Origin of the sequence: Microbispora sp. CA-102843, assembly GCF_050936215.1 — a bacterium.
GTDB lineage: Bacteria > Actinomycetota > Actinomycetes > Streptosporangiales > Streptosporangiaceae > Microbispora.
In genome coordinates this window covers 9645991-9666976 of sequence record NZ_JBNJNF010000001.1, presented here as the reverse complement: position 1 = coordinate 9666976, position 20986 = coordinate 9645991, and the positions used below count along the sequence as shown (strand labels likewise).

Genomic DNA, 20986 nt, shown 5'->3' with positions numbered 1-20986 from the left:
TATATATTCTACTCGTGTCCAAGGTGCTCACTTCTCTGCCTGTCGGCGAGCGTGTCGGGATCGCCTTCTCCGGCGGCCTCGACACTTCGGTAGCGGTCGCGTGGATGCGGGAGAAGGGTGCAGTGCCGTGCACCTACACCGCCGACGTCGGCCAGTACGACGAACCTGACATCGCCTCGGTGCCCGGGCGTGCCACCGCGTACGGCGCGGAGATCGCCCGGCTGGTCGACTGCCGGGCGGCCCTGGTCGAGGAGGGGCTCGCGGCCCTGGCCTGCGGGGCGTTCCACATCAGGTCCGGCGGCCGCACGTACTTCAACACCACTCCGCTCGGGCGGGCCGTCACCGGCACCCTGCTGGTGCGCGCGATGCTCGAGGACGGCGTGCAGATCTGGGGAGACGGCTCCACCTTCAAGGGCAACGACATCGAGCGGTTCTACCGTTACGGTCTGCTCGCCAACCCCTCCCTGCGGATCTACAAGCCGTGGCTGGACGCCGACTTCGTCAACGAGCTCGGCGGGCGCAAGGAGATGTCCGAGTGGCTGCTCGCCCACGGGCTGCCCTACCGGGACAGCGTGGAGAAGGCCTACTCCACCGACGCGAACATCTGGGGCGCGACTCACGAGGCCAAGTCTCTTGAGCACCTCGACACGGGCATCGAGATCGTCGATCCCATCATGGGCGTGCGCTTCTGGGACCCCGCCGTCGAGATAGCCGCCGAGGACGTCACGATCGGCTTCGAGCAGGGACGTCCGGTGACGATCAACGGCAAGGACTTCCCCTCCGCCGTCGATCTGGTGCTGGAGGCCAACGCCATCGGCGGCCGGCACGGCCTGGGCATGTCCGACCAGATCGAGAACCGGATCATCGAGGCCAAGAGCCGGGGCATCTACGAGGCGCCGGGCATGGCGCTGCTGCACGCGGCCTACGAGCGGCTGGTCAACGCGATCCACAACGAGGACACCCTCGCCAGCTACCACATCGAGGGGCGTCGGCTGGGCAGGCTGCTCTACGAGGGCCGCTGGCTGGACCCGCAGGCCCTGATGCTGCGCGAGTCGCTGCAGCGTTGGGTCGGCATGGCGGTGACCGGGCAGGTGACCCTGCGGTTGCGGCGCGGTGAGGACTACTCCGTGCTGGACACGTCCGGACCGGCGTTCAGCTACCACCCGGACAAGCTCTCCATGGAGCGCACCGAGGACTCCGCCTTCGGCCCGGTGGACCGCATCGGCCAGCTGACGATGCGCAACCTCGACATCGCCGACTCCCGCGCCAAGCTGGAGCAGTACGCCAGGCTCGGCATGGTCGGCAGCCAGCAGCCGGCGCTGATCGGAGCCGCCCAGGCGGCCTCGACCGGGCTGATCGGCGCGATGCCCGAGGGCGGGGCCGAGGCGATCGCCTCTCGCGGAGAGGTCTCCACCGAGGAGGAACTGCTCGACCAGGCCGCCATGGAGCTCGGCACCGACTGACAGCCACGACCGGGGGCGCCCGGCCCGCCGGGCGCCCTCGATCGACGGCCGATCACGGTCTCGCAAGTCCCAGGGCGGACGCCTCACTCACGTCCTCAGGCCCTGGGCGCACTTGTAGATTGCTGCGATGGATGTCGACAGCAGGACGGTGATCCGGCTCGCGGACACGGAGGATGCGGCGTCGATCGCGCGTGTCCACATGGCCTCCCGGGCGGCGACCATGCCGTACCTGCCTCCGCAGAAGCGCAGCCACGACCAGGTGACCCGATGGGCTCGGGATGTCGTCCTGAGGGAGTGCCGGACCTGGGTCGCCGTACGCGGCGCGGAGATCGTCGGCTATGCCGCTGTCGAGAGTGGTGTACTCGAGCACCTTTACCTGCGCCCGGATGTCCTGCGTCAAGGCGTCGGCACCCTGCTCCTCGAAGAGGTCAAGCGGCACAGCTCCACTGGGGTATCGCTGCATGTCTTCCAGCAGAACACCGGTGCCCGCGCCTTCTACGAGCGTCACGGCTTCACCGTCGCCGGCACCGGCGACGGCAGCGACAACATGGAGGGTCTGCCCGACATGACCCTGCGCTGGACTCCTGACAGCGCGCGGTGACCATGTCGAGACGGATCGGCGGTTTCCGCGTGTACACCCCATCCGAGCGGCGCGAGGACCTTGGAGGTCGCGGCGCTGTCTAGCGGCGCTGGTCCGGCGGCTGCCGGGCCTCACCGAGAAGGTGCTGACTCAGACGCTCCGGGAGATGGAGGCCGACGGGCTGGTGCACCGTGAGGTGCACGACGGCCGTCCCCGGCCGACAAGTACTCACAAAAAGGTGGGTACGGCCGAAAGCCCTGCCCTCGGCGGGCGACGGTTCTTTGCACAGTGCATACGTTCCCTTTGCTCGGGTAGCGCGGCCCTTGTTCGCGCATCGACCGCCGGAGGGGGAGACGCGGTGGCACTGCGGATCGAGGACTACGGGCTGCTCGGCGACCTGCACACGGCCGCGCTAGTGGGGCGCGACGGGTCGATCGACTGGTTGTGCCTGCCCCGGTTCGACGCCCCCGCGTGTTTCGCCGCCCTGCTGGGCGACGAGCGGGCGGGGTTCTGGCGCCTCGCCCCCGCGGCCGGTGGGCTCTGCACGCGCCGCCGCTACCGCGGCGACTCCCTCGTCCTGGAGACGGAGTGGGACACTCCCGAGGGATCCGTACGGCTGATCGACGCGATGCCACCACGCGGCGAGGCGGCCGACGTGGTGCGGGTCGTGGAAGGCGTCAGCGGACGGGTGCCGATGCGGATGGCGCTGCGGCTTCGGTTCGACTACGGGCACATCGTGCCCTGGGTGCGGCACCAGGACGGACGGCTCGCGGCGATCGCCGGACCGGACGCCGCCTGGCTGAAGACACCGGTGCCGCTGCAGGGCGAGGACATGACCACCTACGCTGAGTTCGAGGTGGTTGCCGGGCAGCGGGTGCCGTTCGTGCTGACCTATCGGCCCTCGCACGAGCGCATGCCGCGTCCGGTGGACGCGGAGAAGGCCCTCGCCGACACGGAGGCGTTCTGGACGTCGTGGATGCGCGGCTTCCGGTACGAGGGCCGGTGGGAGGCGGCCGTGCGCCGATCGCTGATCGTGCTGAAGGCGCTGACCTACGCGCCGACGGGCGGCATCGTGGCCGCGGTCACCACCTCGCTGCCGGAACAGCTGGGCGGGCCGCGCAACTGGGACTACCGATTCTGCTGGCTGCGCGACGCGACGTTCACGCTGCAGGCGCTGCTGGGCACCGGCTTCGTCGCCGAGGCCAGGGCCTGGCGGGAGTGGCTGCTGCGGGCCGCGGCCGGAGACCCGGCCGACCTGCAGATCATGTACGGCATCGACGGCACCCGCCGCCTGCCGGAGTACACGCTCGACTGGCTGGGCGGCTACGAGGGCTCGGCTCCGGTGCGGGTGGGCAACGCGGCGTCCGGGCAGTTCCAGCTCGACGTGTGGGGCGAGGTCCTCGACGGGCTGCACCTGACCAGGGCGGCCGGTATCCACGCCGACGAGCCGGCATGGGACCTGCAACGGGCGTTGCTGGACTTCCTGGAGGGCCACTGGGACGACCCGGACAACGGGCTGTGGGAGGTGCGCGGTGACCGCCGCCACTTCGTGCATTCCAAGGTCATGGCGTGGGCGGGCCTGGACCGGGCCGTGCAGGCCGTCGAGCGCTTCGGCCTGGACGGGCCCGTGGACCGATGGCGCGCCACCCGCGACAAGATCCACGCCGAGGTGTGCGACCGCGGCTACGACCCCGAGCGGGGCACGTTCACCCAGTTCTACGGCTCCAAGGGGCTGGACGCCGCCCTGCTGCTGATCCCCAGGGTGGGGTTCCTGCCGTGGGACGACCCACGGGTGGCCGGCACCGTCGAGGCAGTGCGAAGCGAGCTGTGCTCCGACGGGTTCCTGCTGCGCTACCGGCCGCAGGCCGACGGCAACGTCGACGGCCTTCCCGGCACCGAGGGGGCGTTCGTCACCTGCACGTACTGGCTCGCCGACGCGTTGTACGGCATCGGCCGCCACCGGGAGGCGTACGAGCTGTTCGAGCGGCTGTTGAGCCTGCGCAACGACCTCGGCCTGCTGAGTGAGGAGTACGACCCCGTCACCGGGCGGCAGCTCGGCAACACCCCGCAGGCGTTCAGCCACGTCGGACTGGTGAACGCCGCCCGTCACCTGTCCGGCACCCGGCCGGCCGAGCACGTCGCGTACAGCCACGAGCACGTTGGAGGTGAGCGCTGATGCGCGCTCTCACCGTCATCCCGCTTCAGAAGGACTCCCTGGCCGTCACCGAGGTCCCCGATCCCGAGCCGGGCGAGGGGAACCTGCTCGTCGACGGTCTCGCCGTCGGCGTGTGCGGCACAGACAAGGAGATCGCCGCCGGAGAGTACGGCTGGGCCCCGCCCGGCCGCGACCGCCTGGTCATCGGTCACGAATCGCTGGGCAGGGTGCGGCAGGCGCCTTCCGGCAGCGGCTTCGCCCCGGGTGACCTGGTGGTCGGAGTGGTCCGGCGGCCCGACCCGGTGCCGTGCGGCGCCTGCGCGCACGGGCAGTTCGACATGTGCCGCAACGGCCGCTACACCGAGCGCGGCATCAAGGAGCTGGACGGATACGCCAGCCAGAGCTGGGTGGTCGAGCCCGGCTACGCCGTCAGGCTGGACCCCGGACTGGCCGATGTCGGAATGCTCATGGAACCCACCAGCGTCGTCGCCAAGGCCTGGGACGAGGTGGAGAAGGTCGGCGCCCGGGCCTGGTTCGCGCCGAAGACCGCGCTGGTCACCGGCGCCGGGCCGATCGGCCTGCTCGCCGCGTTGCTCGGCGTGCAGCGCGGGCTGGAGGTGCACGTGCTCGACCGGGTCACCGACGGCCCCAAACCGGGCCTCGTGCGGGACCTCGGCGCGGTCTACCACGCCGAGGACGCCGGGGAGGTCGCCGCGAAGGTGCGCCCCGACGTCGTCATCGAGGCGACCGGCGCCGGACCGGTCATCTTCGCCGTGGCCGCGAACACCGCGCCGTACGGCATCGTCTGCCTCACCGGCGTCTCCTCCTCCGGGCGCCGGATCACGCTCGACGCGGGCAGCCTCAACCGCGACATCGTGCTGGAGAACGACGTGCTCATCGGCTCCGTCAACGCCAACCTCGGCCACTACGCCGCCGCGGCCGACGCCCTGGCCAAGGCCGATCTCGCCTGGCTGAACCGGCTGATCACCCGCAGGGTGCCGCTGGAGTCGTTCCGCGACGCCTTCACCGCCGGGCCGGAGGACGTCAAGGTCGTCGTCGAGTTGTGACGGTCCTCCGGCTCACAGGTACGTGGTACGCGCCCGGTCGCGGAACATCCACCAGTTCCAGACCTGGGAAAGGAGCATCAGCGGCACCATGACCGCGGCGAAGCCCGTCAGAAGCCGCAGGGTGCCCGCCTCCGCCATCGCCTCCGCCAGTCGCAGGCCGGTGCCGGGAGCGCCGGAGGAGACCAGTACGAAGGGGTGCAGGCCCGCACCGAGGGCGACGACGGGCAGGGCGGCCGCGCACGAGGTCGCGGCGAAGGCACGGCCCGCATGGCCCGCGCGCAGCAGGGCCGCCCCTGCGAGGAGCGCGACCACCAAGACCGTGCCGGCCACGAGGGCGGGCCACGGGTTGACGAGGGCGTGCCGCACCGAGGAGAGGAACCCGGTGACGAGGACGGCCGCCGCCGCCACGGCCGCCACGAGCAGGGCGCGACGGCCGGCCCTCGCCGCCCGCGCGCTCGGCTTGCCGTCGGTCCGCCACGCCAGGAAGGACGCCCCGTGCGCGATGAAGACCGCGGTGGTCGTGGCGCCGCACAGCAGCACGAAGGGGTGGAACAGGTCGGCCGGTCCGAGCGAGAAGGCGTTCCGGGCGTCCAGCGGCACTCCGGCGAGGAGACGGCCGGCCACGAGCCCCCACCCCACGGCGGGCACCAGTCCGCCCAGGAAGATCAGCCCATCCCAGAGCCGACGTGCCGAGGCGCTCCGGTGGCGGCTGCGCAACTGTACGGCCGTGTTGCCGACGACGATCCCGGCCAGGATCGCCGCGAACAGGAAGTACATCCCGGACAGCAGCCGCCCTTCCAGGAAGGGGAAGGCGCCGAACAGCACCCCGGTCGCGGCCACCAGCCAGACCTCGTTGCCGAGGAAGAACGGGCCGAAGGCGTTGAGCAGCGCCCGCCGCTCGCGGTCGTCACGGCCGAGCCAGGGTTCGAGCATCTGCACGCCGTAGTCGGAACCGGCCAGGACGAAGTAGCCGGCGAGCAGCAGGCCGAGCAGGGCCGGCCACACGAGTTCGAGAGTCACGGGGGCTCCTCTTTCACAGGGCGAGCGACGCGGTGGGCCGCTCCGCCTGCCCGTCGCCGGGTGATCCGCCCAGGTCGGTGTCGGCCGGGCCACGGCGGGCGTACCGGGCGATCAGCGCCCAGTCGACGACCGCCAGCGCGAGGAAAACCCCGCAGAACAGGACCAGGGAAGCCGTCATCGAGCCGACGGGCGACCGCGCGGCGGCCGTCGTGAGCTCGCCGTACACCGCCCACGGCTGGCGCCCCACCTCCCGCAGCAGCCATCCGCCGAGCGCGGCGACGAAGGGCAGGGGAACCGCGACCAGCATCAGGTACGCCGCCGGGCGGAACCGGAGGTACCAGTCCCGGTAGAGCAGGACGAGGGCCACGACGATCAGCAGGAAGATCAGATAACCCACGCCCTGCATGACGTCGAAGGCGGTGGCGATCCAGGCGGGCGGCCGGTAGTCGCCCGCGCCGAACCGCTGCGCCAGTTGCGCCTGCACGTCCTCGACCCGCAACGAGCCGACGTCGTCGATGTGGCCCCGCAGGGTCGCCGCCTTCATCGGCTGGGTGTCCACGAGCGTCGGGATCTGCACGAACCCGTAGTAGAGCGCCACGAACGCCGCGGGCGTGGCCACGAAAAGGCCGAGCCGCAGCGACGCGCGGAAGAACTCCCGCTCCGCCGTGCGCTTGAGGAAGTGGTAGGAGCTCACCCCCGCCACGAACACCCCGCCGGTCATCAGCGCGGCGGTGGCGGCGTGCACCAGCGCGTTGATCGCGTTGGGGTTGGTGAGCATGGCGCCGAAGTCGGTGAGGTAGGCGACGCCGCCGCGCACCTCGTGCCCCACCGGGTGCTGCAGGAAGCCGTTGGCCACCATGATCCAGTACGCCGAGGCGTAGGCGGTGAGGGTGACCAGCCAGATCAGCGTGACGTGCACCGCCTTCGGCAGCTTCCCCCAGCCGAAGATCCACATGCCGAGGAAGGTGGACTCGGCGAAGAAGGCCACGATCGTCTCGAGTGCGAGCGGGGCGCCGAAGACGTTGCCCGCATACTCGGACAGCCCGCTCCAGGCGAGCCCGAACTGGAACTCCATGACCAGGCCGGTGACGATGCCCAGCACGTAGTTCACGACGTAGATCTGGCCCCAGAACCGGGTCATGCGCTCCATGAGCGGTGCGCCGCTGAGGGCGTGCCGGGTGTGCATCACCGCGATCAGCGGGGCGAGGCCGAGGGTGAGCATCACGAACAGCCAGTGGAAACCGGCCGTCGTCGCGAACTGCAGGCGCGCCAGCGTTTCGTCCGTCATCGGCGTCCGCCCGTCACCCGGCGAGGAGAGGTCCGGGGCGCGTGGTGGAGCGACAAATCAGCCCTTTCCTCGCAAAGTCCGCAAGAGTGGACGGATCATATCCCGGACGTCGCATCCACTTCTCCCGGCAGGCGAGCGGACCACACCCTGCCGCCCGTCGCGGGGGCTATTCGGGCACGCCCTTCGCCGGGTGATCCCACTGCAGGTGGAACAGTCCGCCACCCGCGGACCCGGCCGCCGCTCGCCGGGCGGCCGAGGCGAATGCCGGGGGGTGATCGAGCGCCGTCCTGGCCGGGCGCCGCCCGCGATCGGGCTCAGCGGCGGAGCCGGGCCACGGCGGCGTACAGGGCCAGGGAGAGGGCCGCCCACGTCAGGGTGGCGATCGTGAGGGACAGCCACAGCGGCCAGACGGTCACCGTGAGCGCCACGACGACGGCGAAGCCGATCAGGCCGAGGGTGCCGAAGGTCGCGCCCGCCACGTCCTGCCCGGCCTGGCGTACGCCCTCCTCCTTGGCGATGAGGGTGACGCTCGCCAGCAGGATCGCCGGGAACGCGAGGAAGAGCCCGCCCGTGCGCGGGCCGGCCAGCACGGACACCACCCCGGCGAGCGCCGACACTCCGGCGCCGAACGCGAACCGGACCGCCCAGTCGCGCCCGGGTGGTCGCCTGAGCTCACTGAGCCGTAGCCGCACCTTCCGGCCGTCGCCAGGAGCCCGGTCGTCGCCAGGAGCCCGGCCGTCGTCGGGAGCCCGGTCGTCGGGAGCCGGGCTGCCGTCACGACGGGCGCTCACCGTACGAGCGCCGACGGCTGGGAGAACGGACCGTTCCGGAGGGTGAGCAGGCCCTGCGGCGCCAGCGCGTACCCGGCGGCCACGGCGACGCCCCAGACGGCGAGCGCGGCCACCGCGCCCCACCAGGCGCCCCACCTGCGCAGCAGGGGAACGGCGATCAGGCAGTAGAGGGTGAAGCCGACCGCTCCGATCTGCATGCCCCGGGCCGAGGCGAGGACGTCGGGGACGCCGGCGATGCCCGCGGTGACGATGAGGCTGGCCAGGGCCACCGAAGGGGCGGCGCAGAACACCCCGGCGAGCCGTTTCGGCGTCAGCATCTCGGCCAGCGCCGCGAAGGCCAGCACGAAGACGCCCCCGGCCAGCGCCTTCAGGACGACCTCCACGATCTGGTCGGTCACCTCGCCCACGCCGCGTCCCCTCCCCGGAGCCGACACAGATGTTCGGGGGGCGCCGCTCGCCGGTTGAACCGCGTTGATTTCCGGCACGGGAACGCCCGAAACCCTCGGCGTGGGCCGCGTACAGAGCCCGTCAATACTCGGTTGGAACCCGTATGGAAGCCGTCAAGAGCGGCCAAATGCCCCCGATCTCGGACTTTGCTTGTGCTGAGACCGTCGTAGGCCGGCGGACGTAATCACAACCGAGGAGTGGGGATGGCGGACGTCATCTTCGTCGCTCTGACGATCGCGGTGTTCACGGTTTTCGGGCTCGTTGTGAGGGCGGTGGAGCGCCTGTGAGCGTGATCAACGCCGTCGGTCTCGGCGTGGCCACGGCGCTGGTGGTCTTCATGGTCGCGGCCCTGTTGTTCCCGGAGCGCTTCTGATGGGCGCGGCAGCGGCAGGGGCCGTGCTCGTGCTGTCCGTCGTCGCGGTGCTCGCCGTCGTCTACCTGCTGCTGGGCGACTATCTGTACCGGGTCTACACCGGCACCCGCCACAGCGCGGCCGAGCGCCTCGTCTACCGGCTCGTCGGCGTGCGGCCGGACGCCGAGCAGCCCTGGGCGGTCTACGCACGCGCCCTGCTGGCCTTCTCCGCGGTCTCCGTGCTGGTCGTGTACGGCATGCAGCGCCTTCAGGACAGGCTGGTCCTCGGCCTCGGGCGGCCCCCGGTCCCCGCCCACGTCGCCTGGAACACGGCCGTCAGCTTCGCGACGAACACGAACTGGCAGGCGTACCCGGGTGAGACCGTCATGGGTCACCTGGTGCAGATGGCCGCACTCGCGGTGCAGAACTTCGTGTCGGCGGCGGCCGGCATGGCCGTGGCGGTCGCGCTCGTGCGGGGCTTCGCCCGCAGGCAGGCCGACACCATCGGCAACTTCTGGGTGGACCTCGTGCGCGGCACGTTCCGGGTCCTGTTGCCGATCGCCTTCGTCGCCGCGCTGGTCCTGGTCGCCGGGGGCGTGGTGCAGAACCTCGCGTCGCCGCACGAGGTGACGACGCTGACCGGCGGCACCCAGGCGATCACGGGAGGCCCGGTGGCGAGCCAGGAGGCCATCACGGTGCTCGGCACCAACGGCGGTGGCTTCTACAACGCCAACGCCGCCCATCCCTTCGAGAATCCGGCCGGGTGGACGAACTGGCTGCAGATCGTCCTGCTCCTGGCGATCCCGATCGCGCTGCCGCGCACCTTCGGCCGCATGGTCGGCCAGGTGCGGCAGGGACACGCGATCCTCGCCGTCATGGCGGTGATCGCCCTGGCGAGCGTGCTGCTGACGAACGTCTTCGAGGTCTCCGGCGGCGCCACGGTCCCCCGGGCGGTCGGCGCGGCACTGGAGGGCAAGGAGGTCCGCATCGGCGTGCCCGGCTCCGCGACGTTCGCCGCCGCCACCACGCTGACCTCGACCGGCGCCGCCGACTCCGCCCACGACTCCTTCACCCCGCTGGGCGGCATGATGACGATGTTCAACATGATGCTCGGCGAGGTCGCGCCGGGCGGCGCCGGCTCCGGCCTGTACGGCATCCTCGTGCTGGCAATCATCACCGTCTTCGTCGCCGGTCTGATGGTGGGCCGTACGCCGGAGTACCTGGGCAAGAAGATCGGCTCGCGCGAGATCAAGCTGGCCTCGCTCTACTTCCTGGTCACCCCGGCCCTCGTGCTCGCCGGCACGGCCGCGGCGATGGGCAACCGGGCCGGTCTCGCGGCCATGCTGAACGGCGGCCCGCACGGGCTGTCGGAGATCCTCTACGCGTTCACCAGCGCGGCCAACAACAACGGCTCGGCGTTCGCCGGGATCTCGGCGGGCACGCCCTGGTGGTGCGTGGCGCTCGGCCTCTGCATGGCGTTCGGCCGGTTCCTGCCGATGGTCTTCATCCTCGCCCTGGCCGGATCGCTGGCCCGGCAGGCGCCGGTGCCGGTCTCCGCCGGGACGCTCCCCACCCATCGCCCCCAGTTCGTCGGCATGGTGGCCGGAGTCACGGTCGTGCTCGTCGCCCTCACGTTCCTGCCGGCCCTCGCGCTCGCGCCGCTCGCGGAAGGACTCTCCTAGCCATGTCGACGTCATCACGGCGCGCGAACGGCGGAACCGGCGGCGGAACCGGCGGCAGGATCGGCGGCGGTCTGCTCGATCCCCGGCAGCTCGTGAGGTCGCTGCCCGACGCCGTACGCAAGCTGAACCCGGCGACGCTGTGGCGTAACCCGGTCATGTTCGTCGTCGAGATCGGGGCGTTCCTCACCACGGGCCTGGCGGTGGCGAACCCCTCGTTCTTCGCCTGGGCGATCGCGGTCTGGCTGTGGCTGACCGTGCTGTCCGCCACCCTGGCCGAGGCGGTGGCCGAGGGCCGGGGCAAGGCCCAGGCCGCCACGCTGCGGGCGGCCAAGCGCGACACCATCGCGCGGCGCCTGGGGGACCCACGCGACCCCGCACGGTGGGAGACGGTGGGTGCCCAGGAGTTGCGCCAGGGCGACCATGTCGTCGTGGAGGCCGGGGAGGTCATCCCGGGCGACGGCGACGTGGTCGAGGGCATCGCCAGCGTGGACGAGTCGGCGATCACCGGCGAGTCCGCGCCGGTGATCCGCGAGTCCGGCGGGGACCGGTCGGCGGTCACGGGCGGCACCAAGGTGCTGTCGGACCGGATCGTGGTGCGGATCACCCAGAAGCCGGGCGAGAGCTTCATCGACCGGATGATCGCCCTGGTCGAGGGGGCGGACCGGCAGAAGACCCCCAACGAGATCGCGCTGAACATCCTGCTGGCCGCGCTGACGGTGATCTTCCTGATCGCCACGGTGACCATGCAGCCGCTCGCGATCTACTCCAAGGCGAACAACCCCGGCGTACCGGACACGCTCGCACTCGGCGCCGACGGGGTGAGCGGCGTGGTGCTGGTGTCGCTGCTGGTCTGCCTGATCCCGACCACCATCGGCGCGCTGCTGTCGGCCATCGGCATCGCCGGCATGGACCGCCTCGTGCAGCGCAACGTGCTGGCGATGAGCGGGCGGGCGGTCGAGGCCGCCGGTGACGTCAGCACGCTGCTGCTCGACAAGACCGGCACGATCACCCTCGGCAACCGGCAGGCGTCGCAGTTCGTCCCGGCCGAGGGCGTCTCAGAGCTCGACCTGGCCGAGGCGGCCCAGCTGGCGAGCCTCGCCGACGAGACCCCCGAGGGGCGTTCGATCGTCGTCCACGCCAAACACGCCTACGACCTGCGCGAACGTCAGCCGGGCGAGCTGGCCCACGCGGAGTGGATCGCCTTCACCGCCCAGACCCGCATGTCCGGGGTGAACGTGGACGGGCGGCAGGTCCGCAAGGGCGCCGCGACCTCGGTCATGAAATGGGTGCGCGACAACGGCGGCCATCCCACCGCGCACGTCGGGCACCTGGTGGACGGCATCTCCGCCTCCGGCGGCACGCCTCTCGTCGTCGGCGAGGTGTCCGGCGGCAAGGCCCGGGTGCTCGGGGTGCTCCACCTCAAGGACGTGGTCAAACAGGGCATGCGGGAGCGGTTCGACGAGATGCGCCGGATGGGCATCCGCACCGTGATGATCACCGGGGACAACCCGATGACCGCCAGGGCCATCGCCAGGGAGGCCGGGGTGGACGACTTCCTGGCCGAGGCGACTCCCGAGGACAAGCTCGCGCTGATCCGCAAGGAGCAGGAGGGCGGGCGGCTGGTCGCGATGACCGGGGACGGCACCAACGACGCCCCGGCGCTGGCGCAGGCCGACGTGGGGGTGGCGATGAACACCGGCACCTCGGCGGCCAAGGAGGCCGGGAACATGGTCGACCTCGACTCCAACCCCACCAAGCTCATCGAGATCGTCGAGATCGGCAAGCAGTTGCTGATCACGCGTGGGGCGCTGACCACGTTCTCCATCGCCAACGACATCGCGAAGTACTTTGCGATCATCCCCGCCATGTTCGCGGCGGTCTATCCGGGTCTGGACGCGCTGAACGTCATGCGGCTGCACAGCCCGCAGTCGGCCATCCTGTCCGCGGTGATCTTCAACGCCCTGGTCATCGTCGCACTCATCCCGCTCGCCCTGCGCGGCGTGCGTTACCGGCCCTCCAGCGCGTCCACGCTGCTGTCCCGCAACCTCTACATCTACGGCCTCGGCGGCATCGTCGCGCCCTTCGTCGGCATCAAGCTCATCGACCTGTTCGTCCAATTCCTTCCGGGGATGTCCTGATGGTTGGGAACGTGATGGAACGCCTGCCGAGCACACTCCGCCGGCACCTCGCGGCGGTCCGGGCCGTCGCCGTGCTCACGGTGATCCTGGGCGGGCTGTATCCCCTGCTGGTGACCGGCATCGCCCAGGTCCTGCTCCCCCACCGGGCCAGCGGCTCGATCCTGCGCGAGGACGGCAGGGACGTGGGCAGCGCCCTCATCGGGCAGCTCTTCACCGACCGGAACGGCCGCCCGGTGCGCCGCTACTTCCAGAGCCGCCCCTCCGCGGGCGGCTACGACCCGTTGGCCTCGGGCGCGAGCAACCTCGGCCCGCAGGACGTCGTCGACCGGCTGCCCGACCCCCGGGGGGCCGACCAGGCCGCGAGGAAGGGCAGGGTCTCCCTGCTCACCCAGGTGTGCGCGCGCTCCAAGGCGGTCGGCGAACTGGAGGGCGTCAGCGGGGCCAGGCCCTACTGCACGGCGGACGGGGTCGGCGCGGTGCTCAAGGTCTTCCCCGCCGTCGGCAGGCCCACCAGAGTGGTCAGCGTCAACCAGGCGTGCCCGGCCGCGCCGTTCGTCGCCGCCTATCAGGGCGTGAAGGTCGAGTGCGGCAGGCCTGGCGAGGACTATTCATCAGGGCATACGGTGCCGGTGCGCGGAAACGTGACGGACGTGAAAGTGCCCGCCGACGCGGTGACGGCGAGCGGCAGCGGACTCGACCCGCACATCTCCGTCGCGTACGCCGAGCTGCAGGCCCCCCGGGTGGCCAGGGAACGGGGGCTCGATGTGGGCAGAGTGCGGACACTGATAAGAGAGCACACGACAGGCCGCGCCCTCGGCTTCATGGGGGAGCGCGGCGTGAACGTGCTGGAGCTCAATCTGGCCCTCGACAGGGAGAGGTGACGGGCCATGCCACGCGGGCGGCTGCGGATCTACCTCGGCGCGGCACCGGGGGTCGGCAAGACGTACGCCATGCTCTGCGAGGGGCACCGCCGCAGGGAACGCGGCACGGACGTCGTGGTCGGCCTGGTGGAGACCCACGGCCGCGTACGCACCGCGCAACTGCTGGATGGGCTGGAGATCGTCCCCCGCAGGACCCTGACGTACCGGGGAGCGGACTTCACCGAGCTGGACGTCGACGCGGTCATCGCCCGGCGCCCGCGGGTCGCCCTGGTCGACGAGCTGGCGCACACCAACGTGCCGGGCTCGCGCAACGCCAAACGCTGGCAGGACATCGACGAGCTCCTCGACGCCGGGATCGACGTCATCTCCACGGTGAACATCCAGCACCTCGAGTCGGTCAACGACGTCGTCCAGCACATCACCGGCATCCCGCAGCGCGAGACCGTGCCCGACGAGGTCGTACGGCGGGCCGACCAGGTCGAGCTGGTCGACATGACCCCGGAGGCGCTGCGGCGGCGGCTCGCGCACGGCAACGTGTACATGCCGGAGAAGGTGGACGCCGCCCTGGCCAACTACTTCCGCGTCGGCAACCTCACCGCGCTGCGCGAGCTGGCCCTGCTGTGGCTCGCCGACGAGGTGGACGAGCAGCTCGACCGCTACCGCGCCGAGCACGGCATCGCCGACACGTGGGAGGCGCGCGAGCGGGTCGTCGTCGCGCTGACCGGGGGACCTGAGGGTGACACCCTCGTGCGGCGGGCGGCCCGCGTCGCCGCCCGCACCAAGGGTGCCGACCTGCTCGCCGTGCACGTCACCCGCGCGGACGGCCTGGCCGGCGGCGACCCGGCGCTGCTGGCGCGCCAGCGCGCCCTCGTGGAGAGCATGGGCGGCACCTACCACCAGGTGGTGGGCGACGACGTGCCGCGGGCGCTGCTGGAGTTCGCCCGCGGCGTCAACGCCACCCAGCTCGTGCTCGGCGCCTCCCGGCGCGGCCGGTTCGCCCAGATCTTCAGCAGGGGGGTGGGCGTCGAGACGACCGCCAGGTCCGGCTCGATCGACGTCCATATGATCACGCATGAGCAGGTCAAGAAGGGGCGGGAGCGCCCGCAGTGGTCGCGGGCGGCGCTCACCCGGCGGCGCAGGCTGGCGGGGTGGGCCGTCGCACTCACCGGCCTGCCGCTGCTCACCGCCGTCCTGCTCCCCTTCCGGGGCACGCTGGCGCTGCCGAGCTTCATCCTGCTGTTCCTGAGCACCGTGGTGGGCGTGGCGTTGATCGGCGGCATGAGGCCGGCGATCACGGCGGCCGTCGCCGGGTCCCTGCTGCTCAACTTCTTCTTCACCCCGCCCCTGCACACCCTGACGATCGCCAACCCGGAGAACCTCTTCGCCCTGGTCGTCTTCGTGTTCGTCGCGGCGGCGGTCAGCATGATCGTGGACGTGGCGGCCCGCCGTACGCGGGAGGCGGCCCGCGCCGGAGCGGACGCGGAGATCCTGTCCGCGCTGGCCGGTCACGTGCTGCGCGGCGAGGCCGCCGTGCTCTCCCTGCTCGCGCGTACGCGGGAGACGTTCGGCCTGGTCTCGGTCACCCTGCTGGAACGTCGGCCCGAGGCGGGGCAGGGACCGGACGACCGGTCCGACCCCGCCTCCTGGCGGATCGTCGCCACCTCGGGGGGAGAGCCGTGCACCTGCCCGGACGCCGCCGCCACCGACGTGGACATCGACGGCGACCTCGTGCTCGCCGCGCGCGGACGGCTGCTCGACGCGTCCGAGCGCCGCGTGATCGAGGCGTTCGCCGCGCAGGTGGCCGTCGCTCTGCGGCAGGAACGGCTGGAGGAGCAGGCCGAGCAGGCCAGGCCGCTCGCGGAGGCCGACAGGATGCGCACCGCGCTGCTCGCGGCGGTCAGCCACGACCTGCGCACCCCGCTGGCCGCCGCGAAGGCCGCCGTGGAGAGCCTGCGCGCCACCGACGTCGAGTGGTCCGAGGAGGACCTCGCGGAGCTGCTAGAGACCGCGGACGAGTCGCTGGCCAAGCTCGACCGCCTGGTGGCGAACCTGCTCGACATGAGCCGCCTGCAGGCCGGGGTGCTGGGCGTGGCCGCCCAGCCGGTCGCCGTCGAGGAGGTCGTGCCCAGGGCGGTCGACGACCTCGGGCCGCTCGCCGCCGAGGTGAAGATCGACATCCCGCACGACCTGCCCGAGGTCGTCGCCGATCCGGCGCTGCTGGAGCGGGTGCTCGCCAACGTCGTCGCCAACGCCGTCCGCTACACCCCCGTCGGCGAGAGTGTGCTCGTCACCGCCAGCAGGTACGGCGAACGGGCCGAGATCCGGATAATCGACCGTGGACCTGGTGTGCCGCGCGACGCCTACGACCGGATCTTCCTGCCCTTCCAGCGCCTGGGGGACAGGGACAACCACACCGGGGTCGGGCTGGGCCTGGCCCTGGCGCGCGGACTGACCGAGGCGATGGGAGGAGAGTTGACGCCCGACGAGACGCCCGGGGGAGGGCTCACCATGATCCTGACCCTGCCCGTCGCCGTGCACACCCACGGCGTGCTCGAAAGCCCGATGGATCTCGGCGGTGCGCTGTCGTGAGCCTGATCCTCGTCGTCGACGACGAGCCGCAGATCCTGCGCGCGCTGCGGATCAATCTGGCCGCGCGCGGATACGAGGTCGCCGTCGCGGTGGACGGCGGCTCCGCGTTGCGCGAGGCCGCGGACCGGCGTCCCGACCTGATCGTGCTGGACCTCGGGCTGCCCGACATGGACGGAGTCGAGGTCATCCACGGCGTACGCGGCTGGAGCAGCGCGCCGATCATCGTGCTGTCGGGGCGCACCGGCAACCAGGACAAGATCGACGCGCTGGACGCCGGGGCGGACGACTACGTCACCAAGCCCTTCGGGGTGGACGAACTGCTGGCCCGCGTGCGTGCGGTGACCCGGCGCACGGGCCCCCGGGAGAGCGAGCCCGCCAGCGTACGGATCGGGGAGCACGTGGTCGACCTGGCCGACAAGACCGTCTCCGGCGACGTACGGCTGACCCCGACCGAGTGGCACATCCTCGAACTCCTCGTGCGCAATCCCGGCAAGCTGATCAGCCAGCGGCAGCTGCTGAGCGAGGTGTGGGGCGCGCAGTACGTCAAGGAGACGCACTACCTGCGGCAGTACATGGCCCAGCTCCGGCGCAAGCTGGAGAAGGAGCCCGCCCACCCCGTCCACCTGATCACCGAGCCCGGCATGGGCTACCGTTTCGCCCCCTGACACGCATGCGCGCGGCGGCGCATCGGGGTGGCGTCGCGGGCGCGGAACTGTCGGTCGGGTGCGGAAGAATCACAGTCATCATGACCACCACCACCGCGCCGACCATCACCGCGCCGACAGAGGTGCCCACGCGTTCCCTGCCGGTCGAGCTCGTCGACGGCCCCGGGGGCAGGCTCTACCTGCTCCCCTTCGCGCCGCTCACCCCGGACGACTGCGAGGCCCTGTCCGTGCTCCTCGCCGCCCGGGCCGCCGCCGTACGGCGAGGCCGCAACGAACCCGCCACACCCCAGCCGCAGTAGACCCGGCCCAGGCTCTACACGTGATCATCTGGCTGAACGGGACGTTCGGCGTGGGGAAGACCACCACGGCGGCGGAACTCGTGCGATTGATCCCGGGGGCTCACTTCTTCGACCCCGAGCAGGTGGGCGTCATGCTCCGGCATGCCACGGGCCTGCCGAAGGTCGGGGACTTCCAGGACTGGACGCTCTGGCGAACGCTCGTCGTGGAGACCGTCACACGACTGGCCGGCCAGGTCGGCGGCGTCCTCGTCCTGGCCCAGACCGTCCTGGTCGAGGAGTACTGGCAGGAGATCCGCGCGGGCCTGGAGACGGCGGGCATCCCGCTGCACCATTTCGTGCTCCACGCCGACCGGGCCACGCTCGTCCGCAGGATCGAGGGGGACACGCCCGCGAACTCGCCATGGAGGCTGAACCACCTGACGGCCTACCAGGACGCTCTTCACTGGCTCAGCCGAGAGGCACATGTCGTCGAGACGACGCGCATCCCGCCGATCGAGGTGGCGACGCACATCGCCGCCGCCGTCGCGCCCGATCCGGCCTGACCCGCTTCCCGCTCCTCTGACCAAGGCGCATGTGGCGCGCATCACGTCGGCCGCATGTCACGTACGGGCGGCCCGCTTCCATCTGCTGGTCGTCAGTGGCAATCGAGGAGGCGGAACGATGAGCGCACAGCACGAAGCCGGCGCGGCGACCACACACCGGGTGGTGATCCTGGGAGCGGGGTACGCGGGCCTGTCCGCGGCGATCCAGCTCGCGTCTCGGGTCAAGCGGGGTGAGAAGGTGCAGGTGACTCTGGTGAACGCGCAGGAGCGGTTCACCGAGCGGCTGCGGCTGCACATGACGGCGACCGGGCAGCGGCTCGCCGAGCTGAGCCTCCCCGAACTGCTGGAGGGCACGGGTGCGCGCTTCGAGCGCGGGTGGGTGACGGCGGTGGACGCGGACGCGAAGACCGTGCGGATCGACGACGAACGCGTCCTGCCCTACGACACGCTGGTCTACGGGTTGGGCGGCGTGGCCGACACGGCGGCGGTGCCTGGCGTCGAGGACCACGCGTACACCCTGAACAGCACGCAGGACGCCGAGGTGCTGGCCGACCGGCTGTCGCGGCTCGGCAGCGGCACGGTGGTGGTCGTCGGCAGCGGGCTGACCGGCGTCGAGTCGGCCGCGGAGATCGCCGAACGGCACCCGGAGCTGAACGTCGTGCTGGTGGGCCGGACCGAACCCGGTGCGGCCATGAACCCGAAGGCCAAGGCCTATCTGCGGTCCGCGCTCGAGCGCCTGGGCGTGAGCGTACGCAGCGGGGCCGAGGTGGTGAAGGTGCTGCCCGACATGGTCGAGCTGGCCGGCGGGGAGAGCGTGGCGGCCGACGCGGTCCTGTGGACGAGCGGTACGCGGGTGTCGCCGCTGGCCGCCGCCGCCGGGCTGACCGTCGACGAACACGGCCGCATCGTGACCGACGCCGCGCTGCGGTCGGTGTCCCACCCCGAGGTGTACGCCGTGGGTGACGCGGCGGCGATCCGCCAGGGCTACGGCGTCATGCACGGCACCTGCCAGGGCGGCATGCCGACCGGTGTGCACGCCGCTGTGTCGATCGTCCGGGAGCTGAAGGGCAAGCGGCCCAAGCCGTTCCGCTTCGGCTACTACCACACGCCGGTCAGCCTGGGCCGGCACGACGCGGTCGTGCAGTTCACCCACCCCGACGACAGCCCCCGGGGGCTGTACCTCACCGGCCGCATCGCAGTGCGCTACAAGGAGACGGTGACTGCTTCACCCTGGCCCACGTGGGGCCGCATGAAGAAGATGCCCGCATCGGGCGCGTTCTGGCCCCGTGGCGGCCGCTTCACCCGGGTCAGGGAGGCGCGGTGACCCAGCCCTCCGACCTCGGCCAGCAGGTGTTCGTCCGGCATCGGAACCTGCTGTTCTCGGTGGCCTACCGCATCCTCGGCACCGCGGCCGATGCCGAGGACGCGGTTCAGGACGCCTGGATCAATTGGTCTGCGGCCGACCGCTCGCAGGTGGCCGACCCGAAGGCGTACCTGACGCGGATCGTGTCGAATGTGGCGCTGGAGCGGCTGCGCTCCACCCGGCACAAGCGTGAGACCTATGTGGGGCCGTGGCTTCCGGAGCCCATCCTCACCAGCGCGGATACCGCCGAGGCCGTTACGGACGCCGAGTCGGTGTCGATGGCGATGCTCGTGGTGCTGGAGACGCTGAGCCCGCTGGAGCGCGCGGTGTTCGTGCTGAAGGAGGTCTTCGACTTCAGCCACGCCGAGATCGCGGAGGCGGTCGAGCGTTCCGAAGCCGCGGTGCGGCAGGCCGCGCACCGCGCTCGCGAGCATGTGCGGGCCCGGCGGCCGCGCTTCGCGACCGACCGGTCACGGCAGCGTGAGGCGACCGAGCGGTTCTTCGCCGCCGCGACCGGCGGTGACGTGAACGCCCTGATGGAGCTGCTGTCCCCGGACGTCACCCTGTGGACCGACGGCGGCGGCAAGGTCCGTCAGGCCCTGCGCCCGGTCATGGGCGCGGCGACGGTGGCCGCCTGGTTCGCGGCCATCGGCACCGTCAGCTACCAGGGCATCGAGCCCGCCGACATGAAGACCGAACTCGCCGAGATCAACGGCGGGCCGGGCATCGTCTTCAGCGGCCAGGGACGCGTGATCGCCACCGTCACCTTCGATTTCGACGCCGACGGCCGGATCACCACCATTCACAACGTGGCCAACCCGGACAAACTCCAGGCGATCGCCGATGGCGCCACCCACAGCCTCGGGACGCGGTGAGCACTGGTCCGCACGGGGTTCGAGCGCGGCGGCGATCGGCCGCCGCGCCCGTGCTTTCGTGGCACGAAATCAGCACACGCAGCAGGTGGAGCAGGGGTCGGCGTCCGGCAGCGTGACCCACAGGCAGCACGTGCGGCGGCGGTATCCGTCGCCGTCGGGCGCGAGCAGTCCGGCCACCGGCCGTCCGATCTCGTCCAGCAGCCGGGCCGCCTCGGCGTACGACCCGAGCGTGAGCAGCGGGTGGGCGAACGCCTCCGCGGTGGAGCCCCAGAGGGTGCGCTCGCCCACCTTGGTCACGGTGCTGAGCGCCCTGACGAACGGATACTGGCTCTCCAGGAGCGCCTCCCTGATGGCCGCCGCGAGGTCGGGGACGACGACGGTGCCCTCGGTCCCGGCCAGCGGGTCACCGGGAAGCACGGCCACGGTCACCCGGGACGCCGCCACCGTCACACCGGCCGCGGACGGCCTGACCAGCGTGTCCTCCAGGCGCATCAGCGGCACCCGGCGGCCGAGACCCCAGCCCAGGGCCATCGGCATCGTGTGCCAGTAGCCGAAGGTCTTCCACAGCAGCGCCGCCGCCACGTGACGCGGCGCGCTCCAGCGTCCGGCCGTCTCGTCCACCAGCGCGAGCAGACCCTCGTACGGCTCCCGCACGAGGTCGGCGGCGGGGATCCAGCCGGGGGAGTCGTCGGCGACAAGCCTGGGCAGGACCCCCAGCACGCCGCCCCGCTCCGCCGCGAGGCCTTCCAGATGGTCGGAAAGGGCGTCGAGCAGCACTCCGCACTCCTT

The 20986-nt window shown here is 71.6% G+C and carries 19 protein-coding genes and 1 pseudogene; 15 read left to right on the top strand and 5 right to left on the bottom strand.

Annotated features, from left to right (window positions below):
* Positions 1–14: 14 nt before the first annotated feature.
* The 5 genes and pseudogenes from argG (at position 15) to ACQEVJ_RS45175 (ending at position 5265) form a co-directional block, all read left to right on the top strand.
* Positions 15–1463: an argininosuccinate synthase gene (argG, locus tag ACQEVJ_RS45195; RefSeq protein ID WP_433112048.1), complete on the top strand. Its 1449-nt coding sequence runs from the start codon at positions 15–17 to the stop codon at positions 1461–1463.
* 127 nt (positions 1464–1590) lie between these two features.
* Positions 1591–2064 (top strand): N-acetyltransferase family protein, encoded by a 474-nt coding sequence (locus ACQEVJ_RS45190; protein ID WP_433112045.1) that lies wholly within the window; start codon positions 1591–1593, stop codon positions 2062–2064.
* Positions 2048–2245 (top strand): annotated as a pseudogene (locus ACQEVJ_RS45185) (winged helix-turn-helix transcriptional regulator); the annotation flags it as partial. The gene ACQEVJ_RS45190 and the pseudogene ACQEVJ_RS45185, both read left to right, overlap by 17 nt.
* Positions 2246–2401: 156 nt before the next feature.
* The gene (locus ACQEVJ_RS45180; RefSeq protein WP_433112042.1) at positions 2402–4219 is read left to right on the top strand and encodes a glycoside hydrolase family 15 protein; all 1818 of its coding nucleotides are present in this window, start codon (positions 2402–2404) and stop codon (positions 4217–4219) included.
* Positions 4219–5265 carry a glucose 1-dehydrogenase gene (locus ACQEVJ_RS45175; protein WP_433112039.1) on the top strand — a complete coding sequence of 349 codons (1047 nt, stop codon included), beginning with the start codon at positions 4219–4221 and terminating at the stop codon, positions 5263–5265. Before ACQEVJ_RS45180 ends, ACQEVJ_RS45175 begins: the two co-directional genes overlap by 1 nt.
* 12 nt (positions 5266–5277) lie before the next feature.
* On the opposite strand, the gene cydB is transcribed toward ACQEVJ_RS45175, so the two are convergent.
* The 4 genes from cydB to ACQEVJ_RS45155 form a co-directional block, all read right to left on the bottom strand.
* Positions 5278–6285 (bottom strand): cytochrome d ubiquinol oxidase subunit II, encoded by a 1008-nt coding sequence (gene cydB, locus ACQEVJ_RS45170; RefSeq protein ID WP_433112036.1) that lies wholly within the window; start codon positions 6283–6285, stop codon positions 5278–5280.
* A gap of 13 nt (positions 6286–6298) precedes the next feature.
* Entirely contained in the window at positions 6299–7573 is a 1275-nt protein-coding gene (locus ACQEVJ_RS45165; protein ID WP_433112033.1) for a cytochrome ubiquinol oxidase subunit I, read from the bottom strand.
* A 314-nt stretch (positions 7574–7887) separates the two neighbouring features.
* On the bottom strand, positions 7888–8364 hold the full coding sequence (locus tag ACQEVJ_RS45160; protein ID WP_433112030.1) for a DUF3147 family protein: 477 nt from the start codon (positions 8362–8364) through the stop codon (positions 7888–7890).
* Positions 8361–8771, bottom strand: coding sequence for a DUF3147 family protein (locus ACQEVJ_RS45155; protein ID WP_433112027.1), 411 nt, complete (start codon positions 8769–8771; stop codon positions 8361–8363). Before ACQEVJ_RS45155 ends, ACQEVJ_RS45160 begins: the two co-directional genes overlap by 4 nt.
* Before the next feature lie 323 nt (positions 8772–9094).
* Here ACQEVJ_RS45155 and ACQEVJ_RS45150 point away from each other — a divergent pair, with 323 nt between their 5' ends.
* The 10 genes from ACQEVJ_RS45150 (at position 9095) to ACQEVJ_RS45105 (ending at position 20197) form a co-directional block, all read left to right on the top strand.
* Positions 9095–9184 carry a potassium-transporting ATPase subunit F gene (locus ACQEVJ_RS45150; protein WP_433112024.1) on the top strand — a complete coding sequence of 30 codons (90 nt, stop codon included), beginning with the start codon at positions 9095–9097 and terminating at the stop codon, positions 9182–9184.
* The gene (gene kdpA / locus ACQEVJ_RS45145) at positions 9184–10845 is read left to right on the top strand and encodes a potassium-transporting ATPase subunit KdpA (RefSeq protein WP_433112021.1); all 1662 of its coding nucleotides are present in this window, start codon (positions 9184–9186) and stop codon (positions 10843–10845) included. The genes ACQEVJ_RS45150 and kdpA overlap by 1 nt, the downstream gene beginning before the upstream one ends.
* Before the next feature lie 2 nt (positions 10846–10847).
* Positions 10848–12983, top strand: a complete 2136-nt coding sequence (kdpB, locus tag ACQEVJ_RS45140) for a potassium-transporting ATPase subunit KdpB (RefSeq protein ID WP_433112018.1) — start codon at positions 10848–10850, stop codon at positions 12981–12983.
* Between the two features lie 14 nt (positions 12984–12997).
* On the top strand, positions 12998–13864 hold the full coding sequence (locus ACQEVJ_RS45135; protein ID WP_433113306.1) for a potassium-transporting ATPase subunit C: 867 nt from the start codon (positions 12998–13000) through the stop codon (positions 13862–13864).
* 6 nt (positions 13865–13870) lie between these two features.
* The gene (locus tag ACQEVJ_RS45130) at positions 13871–16453 is read left to right on the top strand and encodes a DUF4118 domain-containing protein (protein WP_433112015.1); all 2583 of its coding nucleotides are present in this window, start codon (positions 13871–13873) and stop codon (positions 16451–16453) included.
* Complete coding sequence (locus tag ACQEVJ_RS45125) at positions 16450–17118, top strand: response regulator (RefSeq protein ID WP_433112012.1); 669 nt, start codon at positions 16450–16452, stop codon at positions 17116–17118. The genes ACQEVJ_RS45130 and ACQEVJ_RS45125 overlap by 4 nt, the downstream gene beginning before the upstream one ends.
* A gap of 80 nt (positions 17119–17198) precedes the next feature.
* Positions 17199–17417: a hypothetical protein gene (locus ACQEVJ_RS45120; protein WP_433112009.1), complete on the top strand. Its 219-nt coding sequence runs from the start codon at positions 17199–17201 to the stop codon at positions 17415–17417.
* Between the two features lie 20 nt (positions 17418–17437).
* Positions 17438–17959: an AAA family ATPase gene (locus ACQEVJ_RS45115; protein ID WP_433112006.1), complete on the top strand. Its 522-nt coding sequence runs from the start codon at positions 17438–17440 to the stop codon at positions 17957–17959.
* 118 nt (positions 17960–18077) lie between these two features.
* Positions 18078–19283, top strand: coding sequence for an NAD(P)/FAD-dependent oxidoreductase (locus ACQEVJ_RS45110; RefSeq protein ID WP_433112003.1), 1206 nt, complete (start codon positions 18078–18080; stop codon positions 19281–19283).
* Positions 19280–20197, top strand: a complete 918-nt coding sequence (locus tag ACQEVJ_RS45105) for an RNA polymerase sigma-70 factor (protein WP_433112000.1) — start codon at positions 19280–19282, stop codon at positions 20195–20197. The genes ACQEVJ_RS45110 and ACQEVJ_RS45105 overlap by 4 nt, the downstream gene beginning before the upstream one ends.
* 69 nt (positions 20198–20266) lie before the next feature.
* Here the strand turns inward: ACQEVJ_RS45105 and ACQEVJ_RS45100 are convergent, their stop codons facing one another.
* Positions 20267–20974, bottom strand: coding sequence for a hypothetical protein (locus tag ACQEVJ_RS45100; RefSeq protein WP_433111998.1), 708 nt, complete (start codon positions 20972–20974; stop codon positions 20267–20269).
* Between the last annotated feature and the right edge of the window lie 12 nt (positions 20975–20986).

Bases quoted from the DNA above. Each gene is read 5' to 3' on its own strand.
- ACQEVJ_RS45130 (WP_433112015.1), top strand. From the start codon at position 13,871: ATGCCACGCGGGCGGCTGCGGATCTACCTCGGCGCGGCACCGGGGGTC.
- ACQEVJ_RS45175 (WP_433112039.1), top strand. From the start codon at position 4,219: ATGCGCGCTCTCACCGTCATCCCGCTTCAGAAGGACTCCCTGGCCGTC.
- ACQEVJ_RS45120 (WP_433112009.1), top strand. From the start codon at position 17,199: ATGACCACCACCACCGCGCCGACCATCACCGCGCCGACAGAGGTGCCC.
- kdpA (WP_433112021.1), top strand. From the start codon at position 9,184: ATGGGCGCGGCAGCGGCAGGGGCCGTGCTCGTGCTGTCCGTCGTCGCG.
- ACQEVJ_RS45190 (WP_433112045.1), top strand. From the start codon at position 1,591: ATGGATGTCGACAGCAGGACGGTGATCCGGCTCGCGGACACGGAGGAT.
- ACQEVJ_RS45110 (WP_433112003.1), top strand. From the start codon at position 18,078: ATGAGCGCACAGCACGAAGCCGGCGCGGCGACCACACACCGGGTGGTG.
- kdpB (WP_433112018.1), top strand. From the start codon at position 10,848: ATGTCGACGTCATCACGGCGCGCGAACGGCGGAACCGGCGGCGGAACC.
- ACQEVJ_RS45165 (WP_433112033.1), bottom strand. From the start codon at position 7,573: ATGACGGACGAAACGCTGGCGCGCCTGCAGTTCGCGACGACGGCCGGT.
- ACQEVJ_RS45135 (WP_433113306.1), top strand. From the start codon at position 12,998: ATGGAACGCCTGCCGAGCACACTCCGCCGGCACCTCGCGGCGGTCCGG.